General features: G+C 37.6%; 20 protein-coding genes and 1 riboswitch. Of the genes, 17 read left to right on the top strand and 3 right to left on the bottom strand.

From position 1 onward, the window contains the following. Positions 1–141 precede the first annotated feature (141 nt). From HBB17_RS13605 to HBB17_RS13625, 5 genes are all read left to right on the top strand, one after another. Positions 142–621, top strand: coding sequence for a GyrI-like domain-containing protein (locus tag HBB17_RS13605; RefSeq protein ID WP_167958041.1), 480 nt, complete (start codon positions 142–144; stop codon positions 619–621). Between the two features lie 171 nt (positions 622–792). Continuing rightward, on the top strand, positions 793–1,917 hold the full coding sequence (locus tag HBB17_RS13610; protein ID WP_167958042.1) for a C45 family autoproteolytic acyltransferase/hydolase: 1,125 nt from the start codon (positions 793–795) through the stop codon (positions 1,915–1,917). Positions 1,918–1,947: 30 nt separating this feature from the next. Then, a complete protein-coding gene (locus HBB17_RS13615) occupies positions 1,948–2,844 on the top strand; it encodes an AraC family transcriptional regulator (protein ID WP_167958043.1) in 897 nt (298 codons plus the stop codon). Positions 2,845–3,122: 278 nt separating this feature from the next. Further along, positions 3,123–4,325 (top strand): methyltransferase domain-containing protein, encoded by a 1,203-nt coding sequence (locus tag HBB17_RS13620; protein WP_167958044.1) that lies wholly within the window; start codon positions 3,123–3,125, stop codon positions 4,323–4,325. A 103-nt stretch (positions 4,326–4,428) separates the two neighbouring features. After that, positions 4,429–4,776: a hypothetical protein gene (locus HBB17_RS13625; RefSeq protein ID WP_167958045.1), complete on the top strand. Its 348-nt coding sequence runs from the start codon at positions 4,429–4,431 to the stop codon at positions 4,774–4,776. Positions 4,777–4,818: 42 nt separating this feature from the next. Here the strand turns inward: HBB17_RS13625 and HBB17_RS13630 are convergent, their stop codons facing one another. Then, positions 4,819–5,022: a cold-shock protein gene (locus HBB17_RS13630; protein ID WP_167958046.1), complete on the bottom strand. Its 204-nt coding sequence runs from the start codon at positions 5,020–5,022 to the stop codon at positions 4,819–4,821. 328 nt (positions 5,023–5,350) lie between these two features. Continuing rightward, positions 5,351–6,028, bottom strand: a complete 678-nt coding sequence (locus HBB17_RS13635; protein WP_167958047.1) for a flavodoxin family protein — start codon at positions 6,026–6,028, stop codon at positions 5,351–5,353. Positions 6,029–6,198: 170 nt separating this feature from the next. Here HBB17_RS13635 and HBB17_RS13640 point away from each other — a divergent pair, with 170 nt between their 5' ends. The 6 genes from HBB17_RS13640 to HBB17_RS13665 all read left to right on the top strand — a co-directional run bounded on the left by HBB17_RS13640 (position 6,199) and on the right by HBB17_RS13665 (position 13,666). Continuing rightward, a complete protein-coding gene (locus tag HBB17_RS13640) occupies positions 6,199–6,531 on the top strand; it encodes a winged helix-turn-helix transcriptional regulator (RefSeq protein ID WP_274380790.1) in 333 nt (110 codons plus the stop codon). Positions 6,532–6,547: 16 nt separating this feature from the next. Next, positions 6,548–7,420, top strand: a complete 873-nt coding sequence (locus HBB17_RS13645; protein WP_167958048.1) for an AraC family transcriptional regulator — start codon at positions 6,548–6,550, stop codon at positions 7,418–7,420. Positions 7,421–7,530: 110 nt separating this feature from the next. Beyond that, complete coding sequence (locus HBB17_RS13650; RefSeq protein WP_167958049.1) at positions 7,531–8,472, top strand: GNAT family N-acetyltransferase; 942 nt, start codon at positions 7,531–7,533, stop codon at positions 8,470–8,472. 114 nt (positions 8,473–8,586) lie between these two features. Further along, the gene (locus tag HBB17_RS13655) at positions 8,587–9,270 is read left to right on the top strand and encodes a dihydrofolate reductase family protein (RefSeq protein ID WP_167958050.1); all 684 of its coding nucleotides are present in this window, start codon (positions 8,587–8,589) and stop codon (positions 9,268–9,270) included. Positions 9,271–9,449: 179 nt separating this feature from the next. Continuing rightward, a riboswitch (NiCo riboswitch) is annotated at positions 9,450–9,544 on the top strand. 110 nt (positions 9,545–9,654) lie between these two features. Next, positions 9,655–12,189 (top strand): cation-translocating P-type ATPase, encoded by a 2,535-nt coding sequence (locus tag HBB17_RS13660; protein WP_167958051.1) that lies wholly within the window; start codon positions 9,655–9,657, stop codon positions 12,187–12,189. Between the two features lie 91 nt (positions 12,190–12,280). Continuing rightward, on the top strand, positions 12,281–13,666 hold the full coding sequence (locus tag HBB17_RS13665; protein WP_238483752.1) for an MATE family efflux transporter: 1,386 nt from the start codon (positions 12,281–12,283) through the stop codon (positions 13,664–13,666). A 328-nt stretch (positions 13,667–13,994) separates the two neighbouring features. Here the strand turns inward: HBB17_RS13665 and HBB17_RS13670 are convergent, their stop codons facing one another. Then, positions 13,995–14,207: a hypothetical protein gene (locus HBB17_RS13670; RefSeq protein ID WP_167958052.1), complete on the bottom strand. Its 213-nt coding sequence runs from the start codon at positions 14,205–14,207 to the stop codon at positions 13,995–13,997. A 189-nt stretch (positions 14,208–14,396) separates the two neighbouring features. Here HBB17_RS13670 and HBB17_RS13675 point away from each other — a divergent pair, with 189 nt between their 5' ends. The 6 genes from HBB17_RS13675 to HBB17_RS13700 all read left to right on the top strand — a co-directional run bounded on the left by HBB17_RS13675 (position 14,397) and on the right by HBB17_RS13700 (position 21,233). Next, the gene (locus HBB17_RS13675; RefSeq protein ID WP_207717353.1) at positions 14,397–15,398 is read left to right on the top strand and encodes an alpha/beta hydrolase; all 1,002 of its coding nucleotides are present in this window, start codon (positions 14,397–14,399) and stop codon (positions 15,396–15,398) included. Between the two features lie 91 nt (positions 15,399–15,489). Continuing rightward, the gene (locus HBB17_RS13680) at positions 15,490–16,491 is read left to right on the top strand and encodes an ArsR/SmtB family transcription factor (protein ID WP_167958053.1); all 1,002 of its coding nucleotides are present in this window, start codon (positions 15,490–15,492) and stop codon (positions 16,489–16,491) included. A 266-nt stretch (positions 16,492–16,757) separates the two neighbouring features. Then, the gene (locus tag HBB17_RS13685) at positions 16,758–17,567 is read left to right on the top strand and encodes an ABC transporter ATP-binding protein (RefSeq protein WP_207717354.1); all 810 of its coding nucleotides are present in this window, start codon (positions 16,758–16,760) and stop codon (positions 17,565–17,567) included. Beyond that, positions 17,564–18,337, top strand: a complete 774-nt coding sequence (locus HBB17_RS13690) for an ABC transporter permease (protein WP_167958054.1) — start codon at positions 17,564–17,566, stop codon at positions 18,335–18,337. Before HBB17_RS13685 ends, HBB17_RS13690 begins: the two co-directional genes overlap by 4 nt. 2 nt (positions 18,338–18,339) lie before the next feature. Further along, positions 18,340–19,119, top strand: a complete 780-nt coding sequence (locus tag HBB17_RS13695) for an ABC transporter permease (protein ID WP_167958055.1) — start codon at positions 18,340–18,342, stop codon at positions 19,117–19,119. 119 nt (positions 19,120–19,238) lie between these two features. Beyond that, on the top strand, positions 19,239–21,233 hold the full coding sequence (locus HBB17_RS13700) for a tetratricopeptide repeat protein (protein ID WP_167958056.1): 1,995 nt from the start codon (positions 19,239–19,241) through the stop codon (positions 21,231–21,233). Positions 21,234–21,530 lie beyond the last annotated feature (297 nt).

Here is a 21,530-nt window from a genome sequence, read left to right on the forward strand (position 1 = left end):
GCAGTATAGTAATATAGAAAAATATGGTATAATGGTACAAGGGGATTGTAATATAAGACAAGTAAGGAATAAATTAAGAAAGAAATAAATTAAGAAAGAAATAAATTAAGAAGGGAATAATCTAAGAAAGGAAGTTGGTATATGGAGCAAGGTAACATAGAGGTAATTCAGCTACAACAAGAAATTACGGTTGTAGGCTTAAACCTACAGAATTCAGGATTGCCAATATCATTTGACAGTTTAGGAATTCTGTGGGAACGGTTTGGAAAAGAAGGAAAGGATATCATCAAGAATCGCAAAGAAGATGGAGCAGAGTTTGGCATCAGTATGAACAAAAAACCCGATTATCTAGTGGGTGTGGAAGTAACCAACGCAGAGCTTTTGGAGGGACAGGCATGTTATGTCATTCCAAAGGGTACCTATGTCAAAGCAATGATCTGTGCCAAAGATCATGAGACTCTTGTTGGAGAAAAATTGCAAGTAATGATGAAGAAAGCTGTGAATTGGGCTAAGAAGAATACGTCGGATTTTAAGAATGAGTATGTAATCGAGGGATACCCAGGAACTATTGACAAAGATGGTAATTTAGAGATGTTCCTGTTAATACCGGTTAAACAATAGCGTTACCATGCACAAATTGACAAGCAAAGTCGTGAAAATTAGTTTGTGATCCAGTAAACTTATTATGTTTCGCGTGTCAAGAAGTTATGTATGTTCATGCAAGCAGGAAACACATGGCTTCTTGATCATTGTATGGTTCATGTATATAAGTTGGATAGGAGAGAGCAGACGATGGAAAAGAAAGAAGTTTTATATCGAAAGATCGTAATGGAAGGTAGTGCATATGAGGTAGGAAAACAATTAGCAGAGCATCTGAAGACAGATGAGGGGTTAATTCATTTTATGACATCACCATTTATGGGAGGCGATCCCATACCCAAAGAACGGTTGAACAAAGTAAAATTGTTACTTGATCAGTATTGCCCAGGTGCAAATGAAGAGATACAAGGATTTGCGGATGCTTTAGGTGTAGAACAAGATTGTGTCATCTATTATTATGCATATCTATTCCCACAAGCATGTAACTGTAGCCAGTTAGCGGTAACACCAGAGACGAGCGAAGAGAATCATACATTTCTCGTAAGAAATTATGAGTTCAGCTGGAATGATACGCCAATCATAATGGAAACTGCTATAGAAGGACAGTATCGTCAGATCGGTTTTGCATGCCAGTTGTTTGGGCGTTTTGATGGTATGAATGAACATGGTCTATGCGTAGCAACTTCAGCTGGGGTAATTCAAGCACCTTATTGGGAAGAAGGTTTTGTATTCCCAATAGCAGTACGAGCTATCCTGAACCAATGTAAAACAGTACAAGAGGCAATTGAATTGTTCAAGAAACTTCCTTTTGCCGACTATCGGAACATCTGTTTAGCCGATCGGTTTGGAAATATTGCTAGAATTCAGGCAGCAGCTTCAATGCACACAGTAGATCGATCAGACAATGAAGAAAATTACAAGTATCTAATCGCGACCAACCATTATGTAGCCGATCAACTAAAAGCAAAGAGATTCTATACACCAAGTCATTCCATCACCCGGCAAGAAACGATGGAGCATTGTCTAGCTGCCTATGAAAAAGCAGGGAAAAAGATTAGCGAAGAAGCAATGAAAAAGTTATTGGAACAACCGATGCCAGAGGGGGTATGCTGTCACTACTATGGAGATGGCATGGGAACCATGTGGTCGGAGGTGTTTGATGCAACAGAAAAAAGTATCCAGGTATGCTTTGGATCACCAGATGATCACCAATGGAGGAAAATAGACTTTCATAGTGAGCCGGGGATGAAAGAATATAGAGAAACATTGAAATCTGTGACACCACCAGAAGGCTTTTGGGAAGATACCAATAAATAAATAGCCCAGAGGAAAGAGAGGAAGTTGTATATGGAATGGTTGAAGGCGATGCAGGAGGCAATCAATTATATGGAGGAACACCTTTTAGAAAACATCAATTATGTGGATGCAGCGAAAAGTGTATTTATGTCCAGTTACAATTTTCATAAGATCTTTACCTTGATGGCAGGTATGACGGCGAATGAGTACATTCGAAACAGGCGCTTATCATTGGCAGGACAGGAATTACAGATAGGCGATTCTTCGGTGCTTGATGTGGCGCTGAAATACGGGTATGAATCGCCGGATAGTTTTACTAGGGCGTTTTCCAAATTCCATGGGGTAACACCAAAGCAAGCGAAGAACAGAGGGGTATCCCTTCGATTATTTAATCCATTGGTCATTAAAGTCTCCTTAGAAGGGGGAGCAACGATGGAATATCGCTTGGAAAGAAAAGAAAGCCAGCGTTTTCTTGTATTGGCACGTTCCTTTTCCAGTGAGATGCTTCAAGCAGCAGGTCAGGATTCGGTACCAGATTTTTGGAAGGAATGTCATGACAAGAATCTTGTGGAACCAATCCGGAATTTGAGACCAAGTGGGAAGCGTGATCTGTATGGAATAAATTGTCCTTCTAAGCAGGAAACCAATTCCTATCTGTATGGAATTGGGATTGTGGTTGATGAGAACACCAAACCATTTAGCCAAGAGGAATTGCTCAAACAGGGCTTTTCTCTATGGGAAACGAAACCGATGGACTATATTGTGTTAAAAAGTTATGGAGATAATGGGGCTTCTATTCGAGATATGTGGAGCCGCTTCTTTAAAGAGTTCGTACCACAAACAAATTTTGAGTACATAGAAGAAATTGATTATGAAGTATACTTTGAACATAGGGAAGATGGATTGTTCTGTGAAATCTGGATACCAGTAATAAAAAAGAAAAATTAATTGAAAAAAGTATTGACCTTGCCCTTGGGGCAAGGTTTATTTTATATATATAGAAAAGTTCTAGACTTTCCTATAAATCTTCCGGGGGGAGGCGCACTCGCGCGTAAGGGAGATATCAGCTGAAGCTGACAGTACTCGGCGCAGAGAACAAAGTGTACGAAGTACACTTTGTTCTAATAGAAAGAGAAATAGAAAAAGAAATAGAAGAGAAATAGAGGAAGAAATAGAGGAAGAAATAGAAGAGAAATATAGGAGAAATAGAGGAAGAAATAGAAGAAATGGAAGGAGAAATGCAGATGAAACAGGAATTCTATACAATGGGGGAACTAGCCAAATTAACATCAGTTTCGTATAAGACAATTCGACATTACTATGAAAAGGGTCTTTTACAACCAGAGAAACAGACGGATAGTGGTTACAAATTATTTGCACAGAAATCAGTCGAAGAATTGCAACGAATCTTAATGCTCAAATATCTGGATTTTTCATTGGATGAAATAAAGGATATGTTACATAACCAAGAAGCAAAAGATAATTTTAAGAAACAGGAGAAGTTACTTCGGGCTCAAAAAGAACACTTAGAACAAGTGCTTCAGGCAGTAGAGAAGATTCAAAAAGTTAAGGAGGACGAACGTTGGGAACAGTTACTGAATATTATCCAGATGACCCAGCACAAAGAGGAACTGGTGAAACAATACAAGGAAGAAAGTAACCTCCAAAAACGTATCAATATACATGCTTATAGCACATCAAAAACCAATTGGTATCAATGGATCTTAGATGGATTACAGTTGCAGGAAGGAATGAAGATTCTCGAAGTTGGATGCGGCAATGGAGCACTATGGATCTGTATGCGTGACAGATTACCAAATAATCTTCATATCATCATGACAGACAATTCGGAAGAAATGTTACAGAAAGCAAAAGAAGAAACGGAGAAATACGCTTCGGAATTTCAAGAAAAGAAGATTACATTTACTTTTTACCAAAGAAATGCAGAGCAGTTTCAGATAGAGGAAACGCAATTTGATCGCATCATAGCCAATCATATGCTCTATCACGTATCCAATGATCATAGACCACAATTGCTGCAGACCTGCAACAATCTATTGAAGGACGATGGACTGTTCTTTGCCTCTACCATTGGAAAAGATCACATGGGGGAATTGTTCCGCTTGATTAAGGAGTTTGACAGTACAATTGTGATACCAACTTGGATGTCAGCGGACTTTGAATTAGAGAATGGAGAGGAGCAATTACGCAAGGTATTTGCGAATGTAACAAAAAAAGTACAGCGTAATGATTTGTTAGTACCAGATCCACTTGCAATCTACGATTATGTGGAATCCTTACCAGGCAATGCAAAAGAGATTTTATCCCAAAAGAAAGAGGCTTGTGTGGCATTTTTGAAAGAAAGAGTATCGGAAAAGAAGCCATTCTTTATACACAAAGCAACAGGAGCATTTTTGTGTAGGAAGTAGGTACAAAACAATTTCTTATTTTAAGAAATCTTTAAGATTCCATTATGCGTTATTTTAGGTTCAGCCCTTATAGTAAGACTATCACAAGAAGGAGGAACCGAAGATGGAAGGAAAACCGATCAATAAGAAAAAGAGGAAGAGCGGATTACAGAATAAATCATTGTGGAAGAAGCCATTGCGAAAGAATGCTATATTAAAGAAAGCGTTGCTTTTAGGACTTAGTATGGTTACGGTAATGATGAACACAAAAGTCTACGCCACAGAAGAAAACGAGATGTCGACGCAAAACCTGGAAGAACAGGTGGAGGCATTTTTTGATGAGAAAATGCAGGAATACAAGATTCCAGGTGCAGCAGTGGTTGTGGTAGATCATGGAGAAGTGGTGCTTGAAAAAGTGTATCCAACAATGTATGAACCAAAGGGTCAAAATATCATACAAAAAAAACCGTAGGGCAATTGAAAAATCAATTGCACCTACGGTTTTTTCAAAGAACTAAGCTACACAAACGTTAACAGCCTGTTCTCCTCTATTTCCTTGGATCGTGTCAAATGTAACTTTTTGACCTTCTTCTAATGTTTTAAAACCATCTGTAGTGATTCCTGAGAAATGAACGAAAACGTCTTCGTTTGTAGTTTCATTTGTAATAAATCCAAATCCTTTTGTTGAGTTAAACCATTTTACTGTACCTTTATTCATGATAAGATACCTCCATAATAATATTATTTGTATGTTATGATACTACGTATTACTTTGCACAATGTGCTCACATAATACGAAACCATTGGAAGCTGTCCCTTTGGGGCTACTTTCACTAGTTTGCAGGTTCGAACGTTATGTTTATTCATGTGAGTATGAAACGAATAACGCTGGTTCCCTTGTATCACATAATGATAAAAAAAATCACATATTTTTGTAAGTTATCATATGGATAATGACTTACAAAAATATGTGAATCAAATTAAACATTATAAATACAGTTATTATAATAACATGATATATTTCATATGTCAAGTAAAATTTTGAATTATTTGTAAATGGAGTTGCGGTTGTTCTGATTCCATTGTTGAATTACTGCTTCATACCCTTTTCTTTTTACAAATGGTTTTATTCCAAGCTCAAATATGAATTTGTGTAATATATGCTGTAGAGGGTGTTTTCGCCTCTTTACAATATCATGATATAACTTGTTGCTTTTCTTTAATAGTTGCTTTCTAAAAGCTTTTCGAGTTGTTGGATTTGCATTGAATTCGGATTTTGAGATAATGGTTCCACTTATTTTGGCGCCAGAAAACAGCAATAGGTTATTTATTATTTTGGAGGTGGACTTACCACCATAATTTTCGTATGTTGCAACACTCATGGCATATTTGTTATCTAGCAATTGTTCCATTATAAAGTGCCCTCGGTCAAACAAGAGCTTCAACTGTGCAGAGACGTTACTTGCGTAGGTAGGTGAACCAATAATAAGTCCATCTGCATGAGCTATTCGTTGTGATAAGGATTCGATTTCATCAGAATAGATACACGTTCCCGTCTTGTAGCATGCGCAGCATCCCATACAAAAATGTAGAGATAGATCGGAGATATGTATGATTTCAGCATCAACATTGGGCTGGTTGATTAGATTTTTGTATAGTTCATTTAAAATGGTAGCTGTAGCACCTTTTTTTCGAGGACTTCCATTTATAAGTAGTATTTTCATTGCATAAGTTCTCCTTCCAACTATCGATTTTCTTAGGTCTGTGCTTCACAAACCTAGACTGGACGTTCAGCACGAAACATTCATATTTACACAATGAATATAACTTGTTAATATTAAAAAGTACAGTATGCACTTTTTTGTAAGATACGAACCAAAAGGAGAGTGTTGAGTTGAAATCAGAAACATGCTATCTAAAGGAGTTTGGTTATGAGAAATTTGAAGTAGTAGTTGGAATGATTGGTGGGAAGTGGAAACTGCGCATAATATATATGTTGGCGTTTCATGGTGTTTTGCGATATGGGGAGTTAAAGCGTTTACTTTCTCCTATAACGCATAAAATGTTAACGGCGCAGTTAAAAGAATTGGAAAAGGATGGACTTGTAGAGCGGAAGGAATACCATCAAGTTCCACCGAAAGTTGAATATTCGATGACGGATATGGGGGAAAGCTTACAACCCGTTGTCAGAGAGATGTACAACTGGATTCAAAAATATGACATATAGACAATAAGGTGGGACAATGAACTATCGAAAAGAATTTGAAATATGTTTTGCATATGTGGAACAGCATTTAAAAGAGCCATTTACAGTGAATGACCTTGCAGCTTCTATGGGATATTCTCTATTCCATTTTTGTCGGATCTTCTATGCATATCAGGGAATGACCCCAAAGGAATATGTGTTGGAACGAAGATTGCAGGCAGCGCTTGTTGATTTAAAACAAGGGGATAAGATTATTGATGTAGCATGTACATATTGTTTTGAAACTGCCAGTGGATTTGCAAAATCCTTTCGGAAACGATATGGGATTAGTCCGAAAGAGATGAAAAAGAAGATTGATCTAGAATGGAGTACGTTACAGGAAAGAAAGAGTCCAAGTCATATTCGGTACCAAGAGATTGATGCATTTATAATCAGTGGTTATTGTCATACCTTTGATTATAACGATCATACCTTTGAGAAAGATATGGTGGCGTATTGGGAGCAATTTGAAGAGGAGAATGTGGAAGAACGATTATATCATACATTAAATCCGTCCAAACATGGGGAGATTGGAATTGTTATACGAAAAGGAGAGAATACAACCTGCCATGAGTATTTGCTAGGAGTAGTAGCAGAGAATAGGGAAAAATCTCAGCCATGGCATAATTACCAAATTGCAGGGGGGCAGTATGCGGTGTTTACAACATTTCCAATTGATATGACAAAGGAGGAGAGTTCCTTTGCAAGACAGATCAGAGAAACTTGGCGCTATATCTTTATGGATTGGTTTGAAACTGTTGCATATACATACGATGATTCGAGAGAGGCGTTTGAGTATTATGATGAACGCTGCCATTATGGGGAAGACGCGGTAATGGATATCTACATACCAATTAAGGAAGAAAAATAGCAATTCAGGAACAGATTTGTGAATCCTACTATCGTATGATAGGGTAGAAAGGTTTGAGAGAGAAACCTTGCCGTACAAGTAAATCTACGAATTAGAGAGGAGTATAAATCATGGATATTATTTCATATGATACAATGGATCAAGAGAAAGTAATTGCAATTGCATATACAAAATATTTGGAGGAGTATACATATGCCAAATGGCTTCCACTGTGTTCAGAAGAAGAATTTATGATGCAAATGAAGGAGAACATGGGTGACGTAAAAGGGTATGTGTGTATAGAAAAGGGAGAGATTTTAGGATATCTACTCTACTCCCGATTTCAAGGAGATTCTGGAGTAACGTGGTGTATGTCACCTGTTTGGGGATATGGTGCGATAGGAGAACGTAAAGAGCAGATTCTGAGCAGACTATTTGAGCAGATTGCTGGAGAGGAATGTACAAAGAATAAAGTGCACTTCGAAATCAAACTTTATGCGCATGATGAGAAGGCAATTCGTCTTTTTTCCTATCTGCAGTTTGGTATGCAATGTGAAGAAGGAATTCGTTCCACCAATCAGACGATACCAGTAGAAGGTAAAGTTACTGTCTGTGAATTAACAAAACAGGAGATAAAAAGCCGTTGGCAGGAAATCTGGGAGCTGGTTGACGTATTGATTAACCATTTACGCAAAAGCCCCGTATTCTATCCTGGCGAGGAATTCACAGAAGAGTTGTATAAAGACTTTTTCTTGAATAATACGACCCATGTATATGCGGCGAAGAATAAAGAAAGCCTGCTTGGCTTAATCGAAGTGAATGAAGAAGAAAGCAGACTATTCGGAGTTGGTAAGAAGGGGGTTAATGTGGGAGATATCATCGTAAAAGAAGAATATAGGGGAACAAGTGTTGCGAAACAGCTATTAGAAACTGTGAATGTACAATTGAGAGAGCAGAAGATTGCCTATATGTGGGTAGAACATGGGACAGCGAATCCAAACGCCAGAGGATTTTGGGACAAGTACTTCCATACCTATTGTTATGCAATGATTCGAGACATTGACCCGGTATAAGCCAAACAGATATGGTGGCAGATCGCTGGAGGATGGATAAAGGATAGGAGAAAATATAGCAATAATGGTCATTACGAAAGTTAGGATAAGAAACCATACAAGGAGGAGTTTGAGATGTGTAAACGACCAATAACAACCTTATATATGTTAAGTTCCGTTGATGGAAAAATCAGTACGGGTAACACAAGTGAATTAGATGTTGATCAGGATTTTCCTAATATAGATGGCGTGAAAGAAGGTTTGCATCAATATTATGATATAGAGAAGACCACCGATCTTTGGTCTTTGAATTCTGGCTTTGTACAAGCTAAAATAGGAGTAAACGAAGACGAATACCCAGAGAAAACACCCGTATCGTTTGTTGTGATTGATAATAAGAATTTAACAGAACATGGTGTGATGTATTTTAGTAAACTGGCGAAAACATTTGTCCTCGTTACAACGAACAAGAATCACCCAGCATTTTCAATACAGGAAGACAATGTACATATTCTATACCAGGAGAAATTAGATCTAAAAGCAATGTTAGAAGAGCTATATGAGCAGTTTCACTGTGAACGGATTACGATTCAAACAGGTGGAACATTAAATGGATTATTCCTTCGGGAGAAGTTATTTGATTTTGTTGATCTGGTTTATGCACCAATCCTGATTGGTGGGAAAGATACACCTACGTTAGTCGATGGCGAAGCAATCAGCAAGAAGGAAGCGTTAAAGCAGTTAGGGGTGTTGCATTTAGAACATTGTGATATCCTGAAGGATTCTTATATACGACTAAGATATCGTGTAATTAGTTAATGATATTGCCAGATGTGATAGTTGATACATAAAAGTAAGGTGACACGAAGCATAAAAAGCATTCCAAATACACGACAATAGAAAAAACAAACAATGATTGACAAATAATAGAATACGTCTTATAATGAATAAAACTCTTTGCACTGCATTACATTTCTTTAAAAAGAGATGCGAGATCAACAGTACGAACTGAGCAGGCGATGCTATAAGCATAAGGCCGGGCCACGAGGTAAGTGGCAACAGAATGTCTAATAAGCATATCTGTGGGACAGTAGTATGTTCCATAGGTATGCTATTTTTATACCCATTTATGGAACAACCGATTATATGTGGAGTGCCTTAAGAGAGCAAACGTTACGATTATTGAAAACGGGAGGTTCTTTTATGACAAACAAAATCAATATGGCAGGATTAACGACTGCCCAAGTGGAAGAATTGCAGAAGAAGTATGGGAAAAACGAATTAACCCCACAGAAGAAGGAGAGTTTTGTAAAGAAACTTTTTCATATTATCTGTGAACCAATGTTTTTGCTATTACTGGTAGCTGCAATTATTTATTTTATTCTTGGAGAACCAAGGGATGGTGCCATTATGCTAATCTTTGTGGTAGGGATCATTAGCATTGATGTGATCCAAGAATGGAAAACGGATAAGACATTACATGCGTTGAAAGATCTATCAGCACCTAGTATTACGGTTATTCGAGAAGGAAAAGAACAAAGAATCGCCAGTGTAGAATTAGTTCCTGGCGATCTGATGATGGTTTGTGAGGGCGTTAAGATTCCAGCAGATGGAGTGGTTCTTCGCTGTGCTGACTTATGTGTAGATGAATCGACATTGACCGGAGAAGCAGAGGGCGTGTGGAAAGTTACACAGGACGATGTGGAAGAGACGCAGGATTACTGGAGAAAAGATTACTGCTATGCAGGAACATTAGTAACGCAAGGGACGGCTACTATTCAGGTAGATCGAATTGGACCAGAAACGGAATATGGGAAGATTGGTACCAAAGTTGCAGTGGCACCCAATGATTCAGCTCCGTTACAAAAACAGACGAATCGATTAGTACGGACTTGTGCAACAATTGCGGGGATTCTGTTTGTACTAGTGGCAATCATAACATGGATCAATATAGCGGATCATAAATTTGGAGCACGTTTGATTGAAAGTATTCTTTCTGGTGTTACCTTAGCGATGGCGATGATACCAGAAGAATTCCCTGTTATTTTAACCGTATTTCTTTCTATGGGCGCTTGGAGATTAGCTAAGAAACATTCGTTGGTACATAAGTTATCCAGTGTGGAGACCTTGGGCGCTGTTTCAGTTCTATGTGTCGACAAAACAGGTACGATTACGATGAATCAGATGACGGTACAGAAAACCTGGTTAGCAGTAGAATCAAGTGAAGCAGAATATACGTTAATCGAGACAATGGGTCTTGGCTGTGAATCAGAAGTATATGATCCGATGGAAAAAGCAATGTTAGCGTATTGTGAACAGAATAATGTGAAGAAGGAAGATTTGTTTAGCAATGAATTCTTGACGGAATATGCGTTTACCAATGAACTAAAGATGATGGGGCATGTTTGGCAGAAGCAAGATGATATCATTATTGCGGTAAAAGGAAGTCCAGAACGTGTTCTTTCCATCTGTGAACTTACCGAAGCGGAATTGGTGCTAGCGCAGCAGCAGGTGGAAGCATTTTCGAAAGAAGGCTTGCGTGTGATTGCTATTGCAAGGCAATGCCCAGAAAGAAAAGAAGAAATCCCAACAAAGATTACAGACTGTAAGTTGATGTTACTTGGTTTGGTCGGTCTGGCAGACCCACCGAGAGAAAGTGTGATGAATGATATTGCAATCTGTAACAAAGCAGGTATTCGTGTTGTTATGATTACAGGAGATAATGGAATTACAGCATCTGCCATAGCGAGTAAGATTGGTATAAAAGGAAATTTGAAAAGCATTACGGGAGAGATGCTAGAACATATGACAGACGAAGAATTACAAGAAGCGGTTAAGAAGGTTTGTATATTCTCAAGAGTAATACCAGAGCATAAGATGCGAATTGTAAAGGCATTTCGTGACAATGGTGAGATCGTTGCAATGACAGGGGATGGAGTGAATGATGCACCAGCGCTGAAATATGCGGATATTGGTATTGCTATGGGAAAACGAGGAAGTGAAGTATCCCGGGAAGCAGCCGATCTAATTTTGATGGATGATAATTTTACCACAATCGTTGAGACAGTTCGTGACGGGCGTCGAATCTACGACAATATTCGGAAAGCTGTGGGATATGTATTCACCATTCACATACCAATTGCCTTTGCTTCCTTATTGGCACCATTTTTAGGAATTAACCCAGCTTCCTTATTGTTACTCCCACTTCATGTCGTATTGTTAGAAGTTATGATCGATCCTACCTGTTCCATCGTATTGGAACGACAGCCAGCAGAGAATGATATAATGGAACGTTCCCCAAGAAATCCAAAAGAGAAGCTCCTGACAGGAAAATTGCTGTGTAAAAGTGTATTACAAGGAATAGTGATTTTTGCAGCTTCTTTTGGTACATATTACTGGAATTTGACTAAGAATGCAGAACAAGCACCAGTCGCACGTACTATGGGATTGGCAATCATTATGTTGGCAAATCTATTCCTTGTTCAGGTCAATAGCTCGGATCATGAATTTGTTTTTCAATCAGCAAAACGTTTGATTAAGGATAAAGTAATGTGGCTGATTAATATCGGTACAATAGTTTTCCTTGGATTGATTATGTATACTTCACTTGCAGATGTACTAAAACTTGCTCCATTATCCAGCTTGCAACTCATACAAGTAATTTTCTATGCGGGAATTTCTGTGTTTTGGTATGAACTGGTGAAGGTTTTTAAGAAATGTCGGAAAGATAATGTTTAAAAATGACAATATGCTTCATTTTCAAAATTTCATCTTGGCAGTCTGATTTTAAAGGAATATAATGGATAATGTTGAATATTGATGAATCAAGATGAAAGAGGTAATGATAATGGAAGAGCAACAAAAAACTGCACAATATATAAAAATGGTGGAAACACCAGTACCGAAATTGATCATAACGCTAGGCATTCCTACCATTATCAGTATGTTAGTTACGAATATATATAATATGGCGGATACCTTTTATGTTGGAAAACTTGGAACGAGTGCCAGTGGAGCAGTGGGAATCGTATTTGGGTTAATGGCTGTTTTACAGGCATTTGGGTTTATGTTTGGACACGGAGCGGGAAGTATTATTTCGCGTAAACTAGGGCAGCAGGATACGAAAAGTGCCAGTCGTTTTGCATCGACGTCCTTCTTCTTGTCATTAACAGTAGGGTTGCTCATTGAAGTTATGGGGTTGCTGTTTTTAGAACCATTTATGCTTCTATTAGGTAGTACAGAAACCATCCTACCATATGCGAAGCAATATGGAATGTTTATCCTGCTTGCAGCCCCATTTTTAACGAGTAGTTGTGTACTGAACAATATTTTACGATACGAGGGAAGAGCAGCTTATGCCATGGTTGGTCTTACGCTTGGAGCGATATTGAATATCGTTTTAGATCCCATCTTTATGTTTGTTTTACATATGGGCGCTTTAGGTGCGGGCTTATCTACAGCGGTGTCCCAATTGATCAGTTTTATTGTTTTGTTAGGGATGTTCTTATCGGGAAAAACGGAGAGTAAATTATCCATTCATCTTATTACAAAGGATTTACATGAAGTGATCATGATCTTATGTGTTGGCTTTCCGAGTATGGTACGACAAGGACTCAGTAGTATATCAACCATGGTTCTCAATGCACAGGCAGCCGTTTATGGAGATGCAGCAGTAGCGGCTATGAGTATTGTTAACAGAATAAGTATGTTTATCTTTTCGGTTGGTTTGGGAATGGGACAAGGATTTCAACCTGTAGCGGCCTTTAATTATGGCGCTGGTAAGTACGAGCGAGTAAAAAAAGGATTTTGGTTTACCGCTTGTTTTGGAGAAATTCTTTTAGGAACATTTGCAATGGTGGGATTTGTGTTATCTGGTACGGTTATTGGTTGGTTTCGTGATGACCCAGCAGTTATCAAAATAGGGATAACTGCGCTTCGTTTTCAATGTATTGCATGTTTCTTCCAACCATTAACGGTATGTACGAATATGATGTTTCAAAGTGTTGGAAAGAGTGGAAGAGCTAGTCTTTTATCTTCTCTTAGGGGCGGTGTATGTTTTTTGCCTTGCATACTGATTCTTCCACATTTCTTTGGCATTACAGGAGTGCAAATCGCACAAACAATAGCAGATGTTGTGACATTCTTGATTACTTTGCCCCTTCTTTTGCAATTCCTTAAGACATTATCAAAAGATAAATTACATAGCGAGGTGTGAAATTCTTTTTTACGCTAAGATAGAAAAAAGTCTGCTTAAACATATATTGCTATATGCCATAAGCAGACTTTTCATTATAAAACCTTACAGGCTGATAAGACGAGGCGATTTATTCGATCTTTTGATCGTCCTATCAGCCTAACCTGTCAATTGGCTCATCTCCAGCATCAATGCCTTCTGCAGCCTCCGAAGATTGAATGTCTGGGTAACTAAGATTATTCATCATTGCTTCCTCCTACATTCAGTTTGGTTTTACCTTTATAGTATGTCTCCGATATTTTTTATTATTCATTGAAATGATAAAATTTTAAATAATCTTAATCTACTTTTACCTTTCATTGGAACGAATCTTATTAAATGCTAAGACCATGAGTACGCTGCATAAGAAAACAATGATTCCAATTATGAAGCGAATCGGTGTAATAATTGTTATTATAAGTAAGACAGTTGGTAATAGAAATGCTATTCGATACTGCCGAATATAACAAAGGATAAACTCAGGTATCAGCAAAACAAAACAAACGATTAAAATTGGTATCATGAAAATCCTCCCCATCATATGTAGTTTGGTTTATTATAATTTTGTGTTAAAATACAAACCAATGAAATAAGTATAGCATAATTTTCCTTATTACAAAACAAAATAATTATTTGTTTGAAAGGAGGATGTATTCGTGCTATGCTTGTGTTATATATACTACATGTAAAAGGTAAGGAAAATAGAGAATGAATGGAGAATGGGATGAAGATTACAGATAATATGATTTCACAAGATTTACGGTTAATGGGAATCCTGTATCGCTTTTTTGTACCTAAAATCACGAAGAAGAAAAATGATAAAAGTTTTAAGGGAAATAAAAATTATTTTTTAGGAAATAAAAAAAAGCATGTTCCATTCTACTCAAAACGAATGACCTACCATTTTGTTAAGCGATCAGATGGGACAAGGATGCGAGTACTTGTCTTCAAACCATTTAAGAAAAAGGAAAAAGTTCCAGGTGTGCTGTGGCTTCATGGTGGGGGATACGCAGTAGGTACACCCGAGATGGCATTCCTGTCGATGGCACATATCCTGAATAAACAAGGCAATGCGGTGATTGTTTCGCCTGCCTATACCTTATCATCAACGAAGCCATATCCGGCTGCTTTGATGGATTCTTATCAAACAATATTGTGGATGAAGAAACATGCCGAAGAATTAAGTATACGTGATGACCAGATCTTCGTTGGTGGAGAAAGTGCAGGAGGCGGTTTGGCTGTTGCCTTATGTCTCTATGCCAGGGATAAAGGAGAAGTAAAGATTGCATTTCAGATGCCCCTATATCCGATGCTAGATGACAGAATGAAAACAGAATCTATGCGCGAAAATGATGCCCCTGTTTGGAATGAAGTACAGAATGCATCTGCTTGGAAACGCTATCTTCATGGTATGAATCCAGACCGAATTCCCAAGTATGCATCACCTGCACGTGAAACAGATTATAGGAATTTACCACCTGCTGTAACATTTGTTGGAAGTATCGAACCATTTCGTGATGAAACGGTGGAATATGTGAAACAGCTTAAGCAAGCCAATGTACATGCGGTATGTAAAGTATTTCCTGGAGCGTACCATGCATTTGATATGCTTGTTCCTTGGTCAAAATCAGCCAAGGAAGCAAGAAAATATATCATGAAACAGTATAGGTATGCAAGCAAACATTATACTGCACCTCAAAAGGAACGAGAGTAGTGTTTTCAAGTGATTTTGTATTGAAAGTTCTGGGGGAGGAAGGTATAGTAAAAGTAAAATCATTTATATTAATAGATATTGGAGAAGTTGCATGTACGAATTAATTGGACCAAATTCATATTGCGTATATTATGAAGAATTAGAGTATATATTTATTGCGTTAAGGAATTTAACATCATTTCCTAAGAAAAAATATCTGAATAAGATTTACAAAAATATGGAGCAACAAAAAATAGAAGGAAAATATCGGCCACTATATGAAATTATGCAAAGTATTTGTGAAGATTTTTGTTTGGGCTTTTTAGAATTCCTTATCGAATTTGATATGGAAAAATTCTCACTTGATCGATATGAAGCGTATCTTATCTCCTTACCAAAAGAAGAGTTCTTAACGACGTATTTTTGTGGAATCCCCAAAGAAGAAATAGTGGAAGCAATTGAAGGAGAAGAAGGAAAGCAGAAGTTTTTTGAAAAATATGCAGATACCTTTTCACAATATCTTTCATTTGAAATGTTTTTTGATCATACACAAACGTGGATTGCCCAATTTTTCTCTTATGTGAAATCATTAATGAACGAACAAACGAAGCAGTGTTTGGAACGGAAACAGGCGGACGTGTTGCAACAAAAAGAAATGTTAAGAGAAAAGTTGAAAGAAAAAGAGCCATTTGCATATTCGGAAGAACTCATGGGAAAGAACTGTTATTATCGTGGTCCCTATCAAACATTTTATTTTATGCCATCGGTTTATTTTCCGGGGTTATATGTACGTATCTTTAGAAAAGACCAATTTCTAATATTCGACTACAATGGAATCGAAGAAAAGAGGGCAAATGTACCGGAACAATTGAAAGCATTAGCGGATCAAACGAGATATGGAATCTTGTTATTACTGAAAAAGGAAGAACATTTAACAGGAGTAGAGGTTGCGAAGAAAATGAAATTAGCTACATCTACCGTATCTCATCATATGAATATATTAAGAGATAGCGGCTTAGTACATGAGGAACCAGTTGGAAGTACAAAGTATTATAGTATATCATTACGTTCTTTGCAAAATTGTATCAAAGTTTTGCAAGATACATTTCTATAGATTTTATAGGTAAGAAAAGGGAATTTGCGGGGCATTAGGGTACTACTTTTGCCCTTGTATCTTAGTATGCGTAAACAGAATAGGGTAGTGAGCATAGAACTTTTAGTTAAGAGCTGTTGAAAACAACAGGTTTTAGCTAAAAGTTTTTTTTATACTAGGGTTTGGGTGTCAATTTGAGAAACAAATCGATTGACAATTTAATGATGTTCGATTATCATAGTATTCGATATGCATCGAATACTATGAGCATGGCAAAGGAGGTCACTATGATGAAAGTAGTGGAGGTAAAGGAATTACAACGAGATTTTGATAAAAAGACAGGTATTCTACGTAAGAAAAAAGAACGGATTACTGCTGTAAAGGGTTTATCCTTTTCTGTGAACAAGGGAGAGATTTTCGGTTTATTAGGTCAAAATGGTGCAGGCAAAACAACAACAATAAAAATGCTTATAACATTATTGGCTCCCACATCTGGAACCTGTAAGGTACTAGGAAAAGATGTTTACAAAGATGCGAATGATATCCGTAAGAAGATTAATTTTATCTTTGGTGGTGAGCTAGGTGTTTATCGTCGATTATCCGCAAGAGATAATTTGCTTTACTTTGCAGGTTTGTATAAACTGCCTGATTCTGTTGCGGAGACAAAAGTGCAGGAACTATTAGAATTAGTTAATCTATCAAAAGATGCGGATCGTTTAGTTGAGACGTACTCAAAAGGAATGATTCAACGATTGCAGATTGCAAGGGGACTAATCAATGATCCAGAAATCATTTTCATGGATGAACCAACGATTGGACTTGATCCAATTGGAGCCCAGATGCTACATAACATTATCTTAGGGTTGAAAGAAAAAGGGTGTACCGTATTGCTTACGACACATTATATGTATGAAGCCGATGAGTTGTGTGACCGAGTTGCGATCATGAATCACGGAGAGTTGATTGCCTTAGATACACCTGCGAATATGAAAAGTAAATATTCTCTTAACAAAGACCAATCACTAGAAGAGGTGTACATTCAGCTAATCCAATATAACGAATCCAATCGAGAAGGAAAAGGAGGAGAAGGGGTATGAAGATTTTATTGAAAACAATCCAATTACAAATAAAAAATTCCTGGATACGACCAATGTTTCGTTTCTGTTTAATTGTAAATCCAATCATGAATGCATTCTTTTTATACCATATGTTTTTGCAGTCGGGACAACCAAATTTCTTATCATACGTAGTGTTGAATGCAGGATTAATGGCACTTTGGGGTTGTATCTGTTTTTCATCAATTGGTGACATTGAAAGAGAACGCTATATGGGGACGTTACCATTAATTTATGCCACACCAACAAGTTTTGGATTAGTGATCCTTGGCAAGATCATTGGGAATACCTTTCTTTCGATGTCAAGTATTCTTATATCCTATCTTACCGTCAAGTTAATTTGTTTTGAGCGTATTCATATAGGGAGTCCAATCTATCTTTTCCTTTCCTTCCTATTGTTGATCATAAGTTTTTCGTCTGTTGCGCTTTGCATTGCGTATTTGCTTATGTTATCTAGAAAGACCTCCCTTTATATGAATCTTTTGGAACTACCGATCATCCTCTTTTGCGGGTTTGCATTTCCAATTGAAGAGTTACCCGTATGGGCACAAACAATTTCAAAATGCATTCCAATTACCTGGGTGGTCAAGTTATTAAGAATGAGTATTGATGGTGTAAGTAATACAGAAGCTTTCAATAGAAGTTTCGGAATTTGTATGCTTACAACAGGAATATGTATGGTATTCATTTGGGTCATTTACAAAGTGATTGACATGCAAATTCGAGTGAACGCAACATTGGAGGTGAGCTAATTATGAAACAATTTATTAAAATGAGTTTTGTTGATTTTAAAGGACATTTAGGCCCTTTTCGTTTGGAGGAATTTTTAACACTTAATATACTAAATCCCTTTTTAACGTTAGTGTTTTATTGTTTGCTGGCTGGTTATACATACAAAACAAGTGATTTGACGAGTTGGGTAATTGGAAATTCATTTTTACTTTGTACTTCGGTGTGTATCTTTTCTTTAGGTATTGTATTTACGAGAGAAAAGCAGTGTGGTCGAATTCGTTCGATAATCTGTTCACCTTTATCCAAGTTACAGATCATGCTCCAAAAAGGCTTCTTCCCATGTTTGGTATGTATTCTCACTACGTTAGTCGGCTTTTTGTTAGGAGGCGTTTTCTTTCATGTGCCGCTAGGAAAAATTCATTGGGGATTATATGGTTGTATCTTAGGTGTTGCAATGGTAGGTGCTTGTAGTTTTGGATTGGCAATAGGAGCAATTGGGCTATTAACAGATCAGATGCATCTGATTCTAAATACGGTAAGTGCTGTTATGTTGATCTTTACGGGGACGAACTTTCCAGTAGCACAACTCCCTTTCTGGGGGAGAGGTATCGCAAAAGTTTTACCACTTACACGAAGTGTGGAAGCTGCGAAGCTACTGTGTGATGATTTTACGATGGAACAGATTATGAGATTACTTTTGGGGGAAGTACTACTCAGTGTTTGTTATCTAATCATAGCAAGATTGATCCTAGTCTATGCAGAACATAAGGCAATCAAGGAAGGAACATTGGAATTATTCTAGAGGGGGAGACACAAGAATCTGGCATAGGGTATTGAAAATTCACGGAGAGGAAGGTATAGTTAAAGAAAAATCAGAAAGTCGTTAGACGAGCATCAGGGGAGGGCATTTCTATGGGATTCATGGATCGGTTCAAGAAAAAGAACGTAACGGAAGAGAGAGTAGCAGAGGAGAGAGCAACAGAAGAGAGAATAACCAAAGAGAGAGTAGCCGAAGAGAGGATAGCAGAGGAGGGAACAACAGAAGATCGAACGAATAAAACGAAGAGTATTCATACTGCTGAGAAAGAACAAGAGGGTAGGACAGGAAATCGTACGCTTGATGAATCAGAAGAGCAACAGATCACCTGTTACGATGCGTATGGAAGGAAAATGTTGATTACCAAGTCTCAATGGGTAGAGAAGGTTTTACCAGATCAATTACAGAAACATTGGGAGATGCCTACCAATTTGTATAATGATATCTTGTATGCCGTTAATGATGGTTTGACGGAGTATGTTGTAGAAGCTGCACAACACTTGCAGAAGATTGATACGATAAAAGAACGTGGATATGTAATCCTGGCAATTGTGTATATGAAGGTAAAACGAAACGCAGAGGCCCAGGAGATTTTAGAAGAGTACATAGAGAAGTATGGAAAGACAGGTACCGTACTGACGAATTTGGCAAAGACGTTAGAAGAACAGGGGAGACATGAAGAGTGCCTTGCTACCCTTTGGGAGGGATTACAACTTGATCCAAACCAAGATAATGGGTTAGCTTGGTTTTTGGCAATAAAAAAAGAAGAAGGCGGAATGGCAGCTTATGTGCAGGCATTGCAAGAGATCAGTAAAATTCCAGGAAGTTATCGTGCAAGTTTATACATTGCAAGGAATTATGGGAACAATAAGGATCATAAGACGGCTCTAATGATTTATCAGCAATTAGTGAAAGAATATGGGGATAAAGAGGATGTGCTCTTCCAAATATCTGGTGACATGGGGCAGGCAGGACTTGTAAAAGAGATGATCGATCTTATTGAACCGTTGTATGACTATACGAAGAATGATGAACGGATTGGTATGAATCTGTTGCAAGCATATCTTATGACACATAATGTACAGAAGGGGAAAGAATTGCTTTCTTCATTAATGAAAACGAATAGAGTAGATTTACGACAGTATCTAATGCAGCTATCCAGTAAGTTTGAAGCTTTGGAAGAACAATTACAGGACCAAAAAGAAGACAATATGCAGACAATGCCGAAGATGGAGACCTGTGGATTGGAGAAACCAATCTGGCAATACAATCTGGGAGATCTACGCATGCTAGGAAGCGTTGACCAAGAGCATGCCACAGAACGAATCGGAGTCATTGTATATTCCAATGCGGAGGAAGGAAAAGAAAAAGTCGCACATTCCGAAAAGGAGACCAATCTCGGAAGATTGACGAGAAGCTTACCACTTTTCTTAAATGAATTATTCTACTATTATACAGAATATAAGACAATCACCTTAGTACCAGTATTCCCTGGAATTGGTCCGGTATTAAGTGGTGGGGAATGGAGTAAGGAAGTCTTACTTTCTATGGCAAAGTCCAATGGATTGATCTGGTTGCTTACAGGTAATATATCTGCTGATGAGGAGTATCTCTACATAAAAACAGCGATTGTGAATGCCGCGAAAGAGGAAGTGGAGAAGATAACAAAACAGATCCATCTCAAGGAAATGGGAAATTCCCTTATGGAACATGTAGAAGAAGTATTTGCCTATATCACCAAACAAAGATTATGTGACCAATCCGATTCACGGTATGAAGTACCAAAGAACGAGAATCTGATGGAATACTTAAGTAGTCTTGGTCAATCTTTGATGCAGACTCTTATTGTGAATGAAATTGTACCATTTAATAAGATGTATGGGGAACGCAACATATTAAATGATTATATAATGGATTGTCTTCATATGCCTTCCCTTCCACAAGTCCCTTTGTTACTCGCATCCGGATTATCCAAATCAAAACTATATGGTTCAACGGTTTATATGGAGTTTAAACAACAAGCAATAACTGCAATTAGGGAGTTTGCAAAAGAAAAACCACAATATGAGGAAGTACTTACATTCATAGAGCGATTATAAGTGATTACCAAAAAGTGTTTGACAAACCTAAAAATGGGTTCTATAATGAGCCCTAGAGAACGAAAGGTAGGTGAACAATATATGAGAAAATTAGAAAACAGAATGCTTGAAATCAGAAATACTCGGTATTGTTCACATACACGTGCGGTTAGTTATTCATAGATCGATTAATTGAGCCCATGAACAGAAAGAAATGGTGATAACGCTGTTAGACTAACGGGAGCTATGACGTTTTTTTTGATGCGGGTGCAATCTTTATATGTGAATATGAATATTGAATTTGTGAAGGTACTTCTG

It is taken from the genome of Anaerosporobacter faecicola (assembly GCF_012070565.1).
In the GTDB taxonomy this organism is placed as follows: Bacteria; Bacillota; Clostridia; order Lachnospirales; family Lachnospiraceae; genus Anaerosporobacter; species Anaerosporobacter faecicola.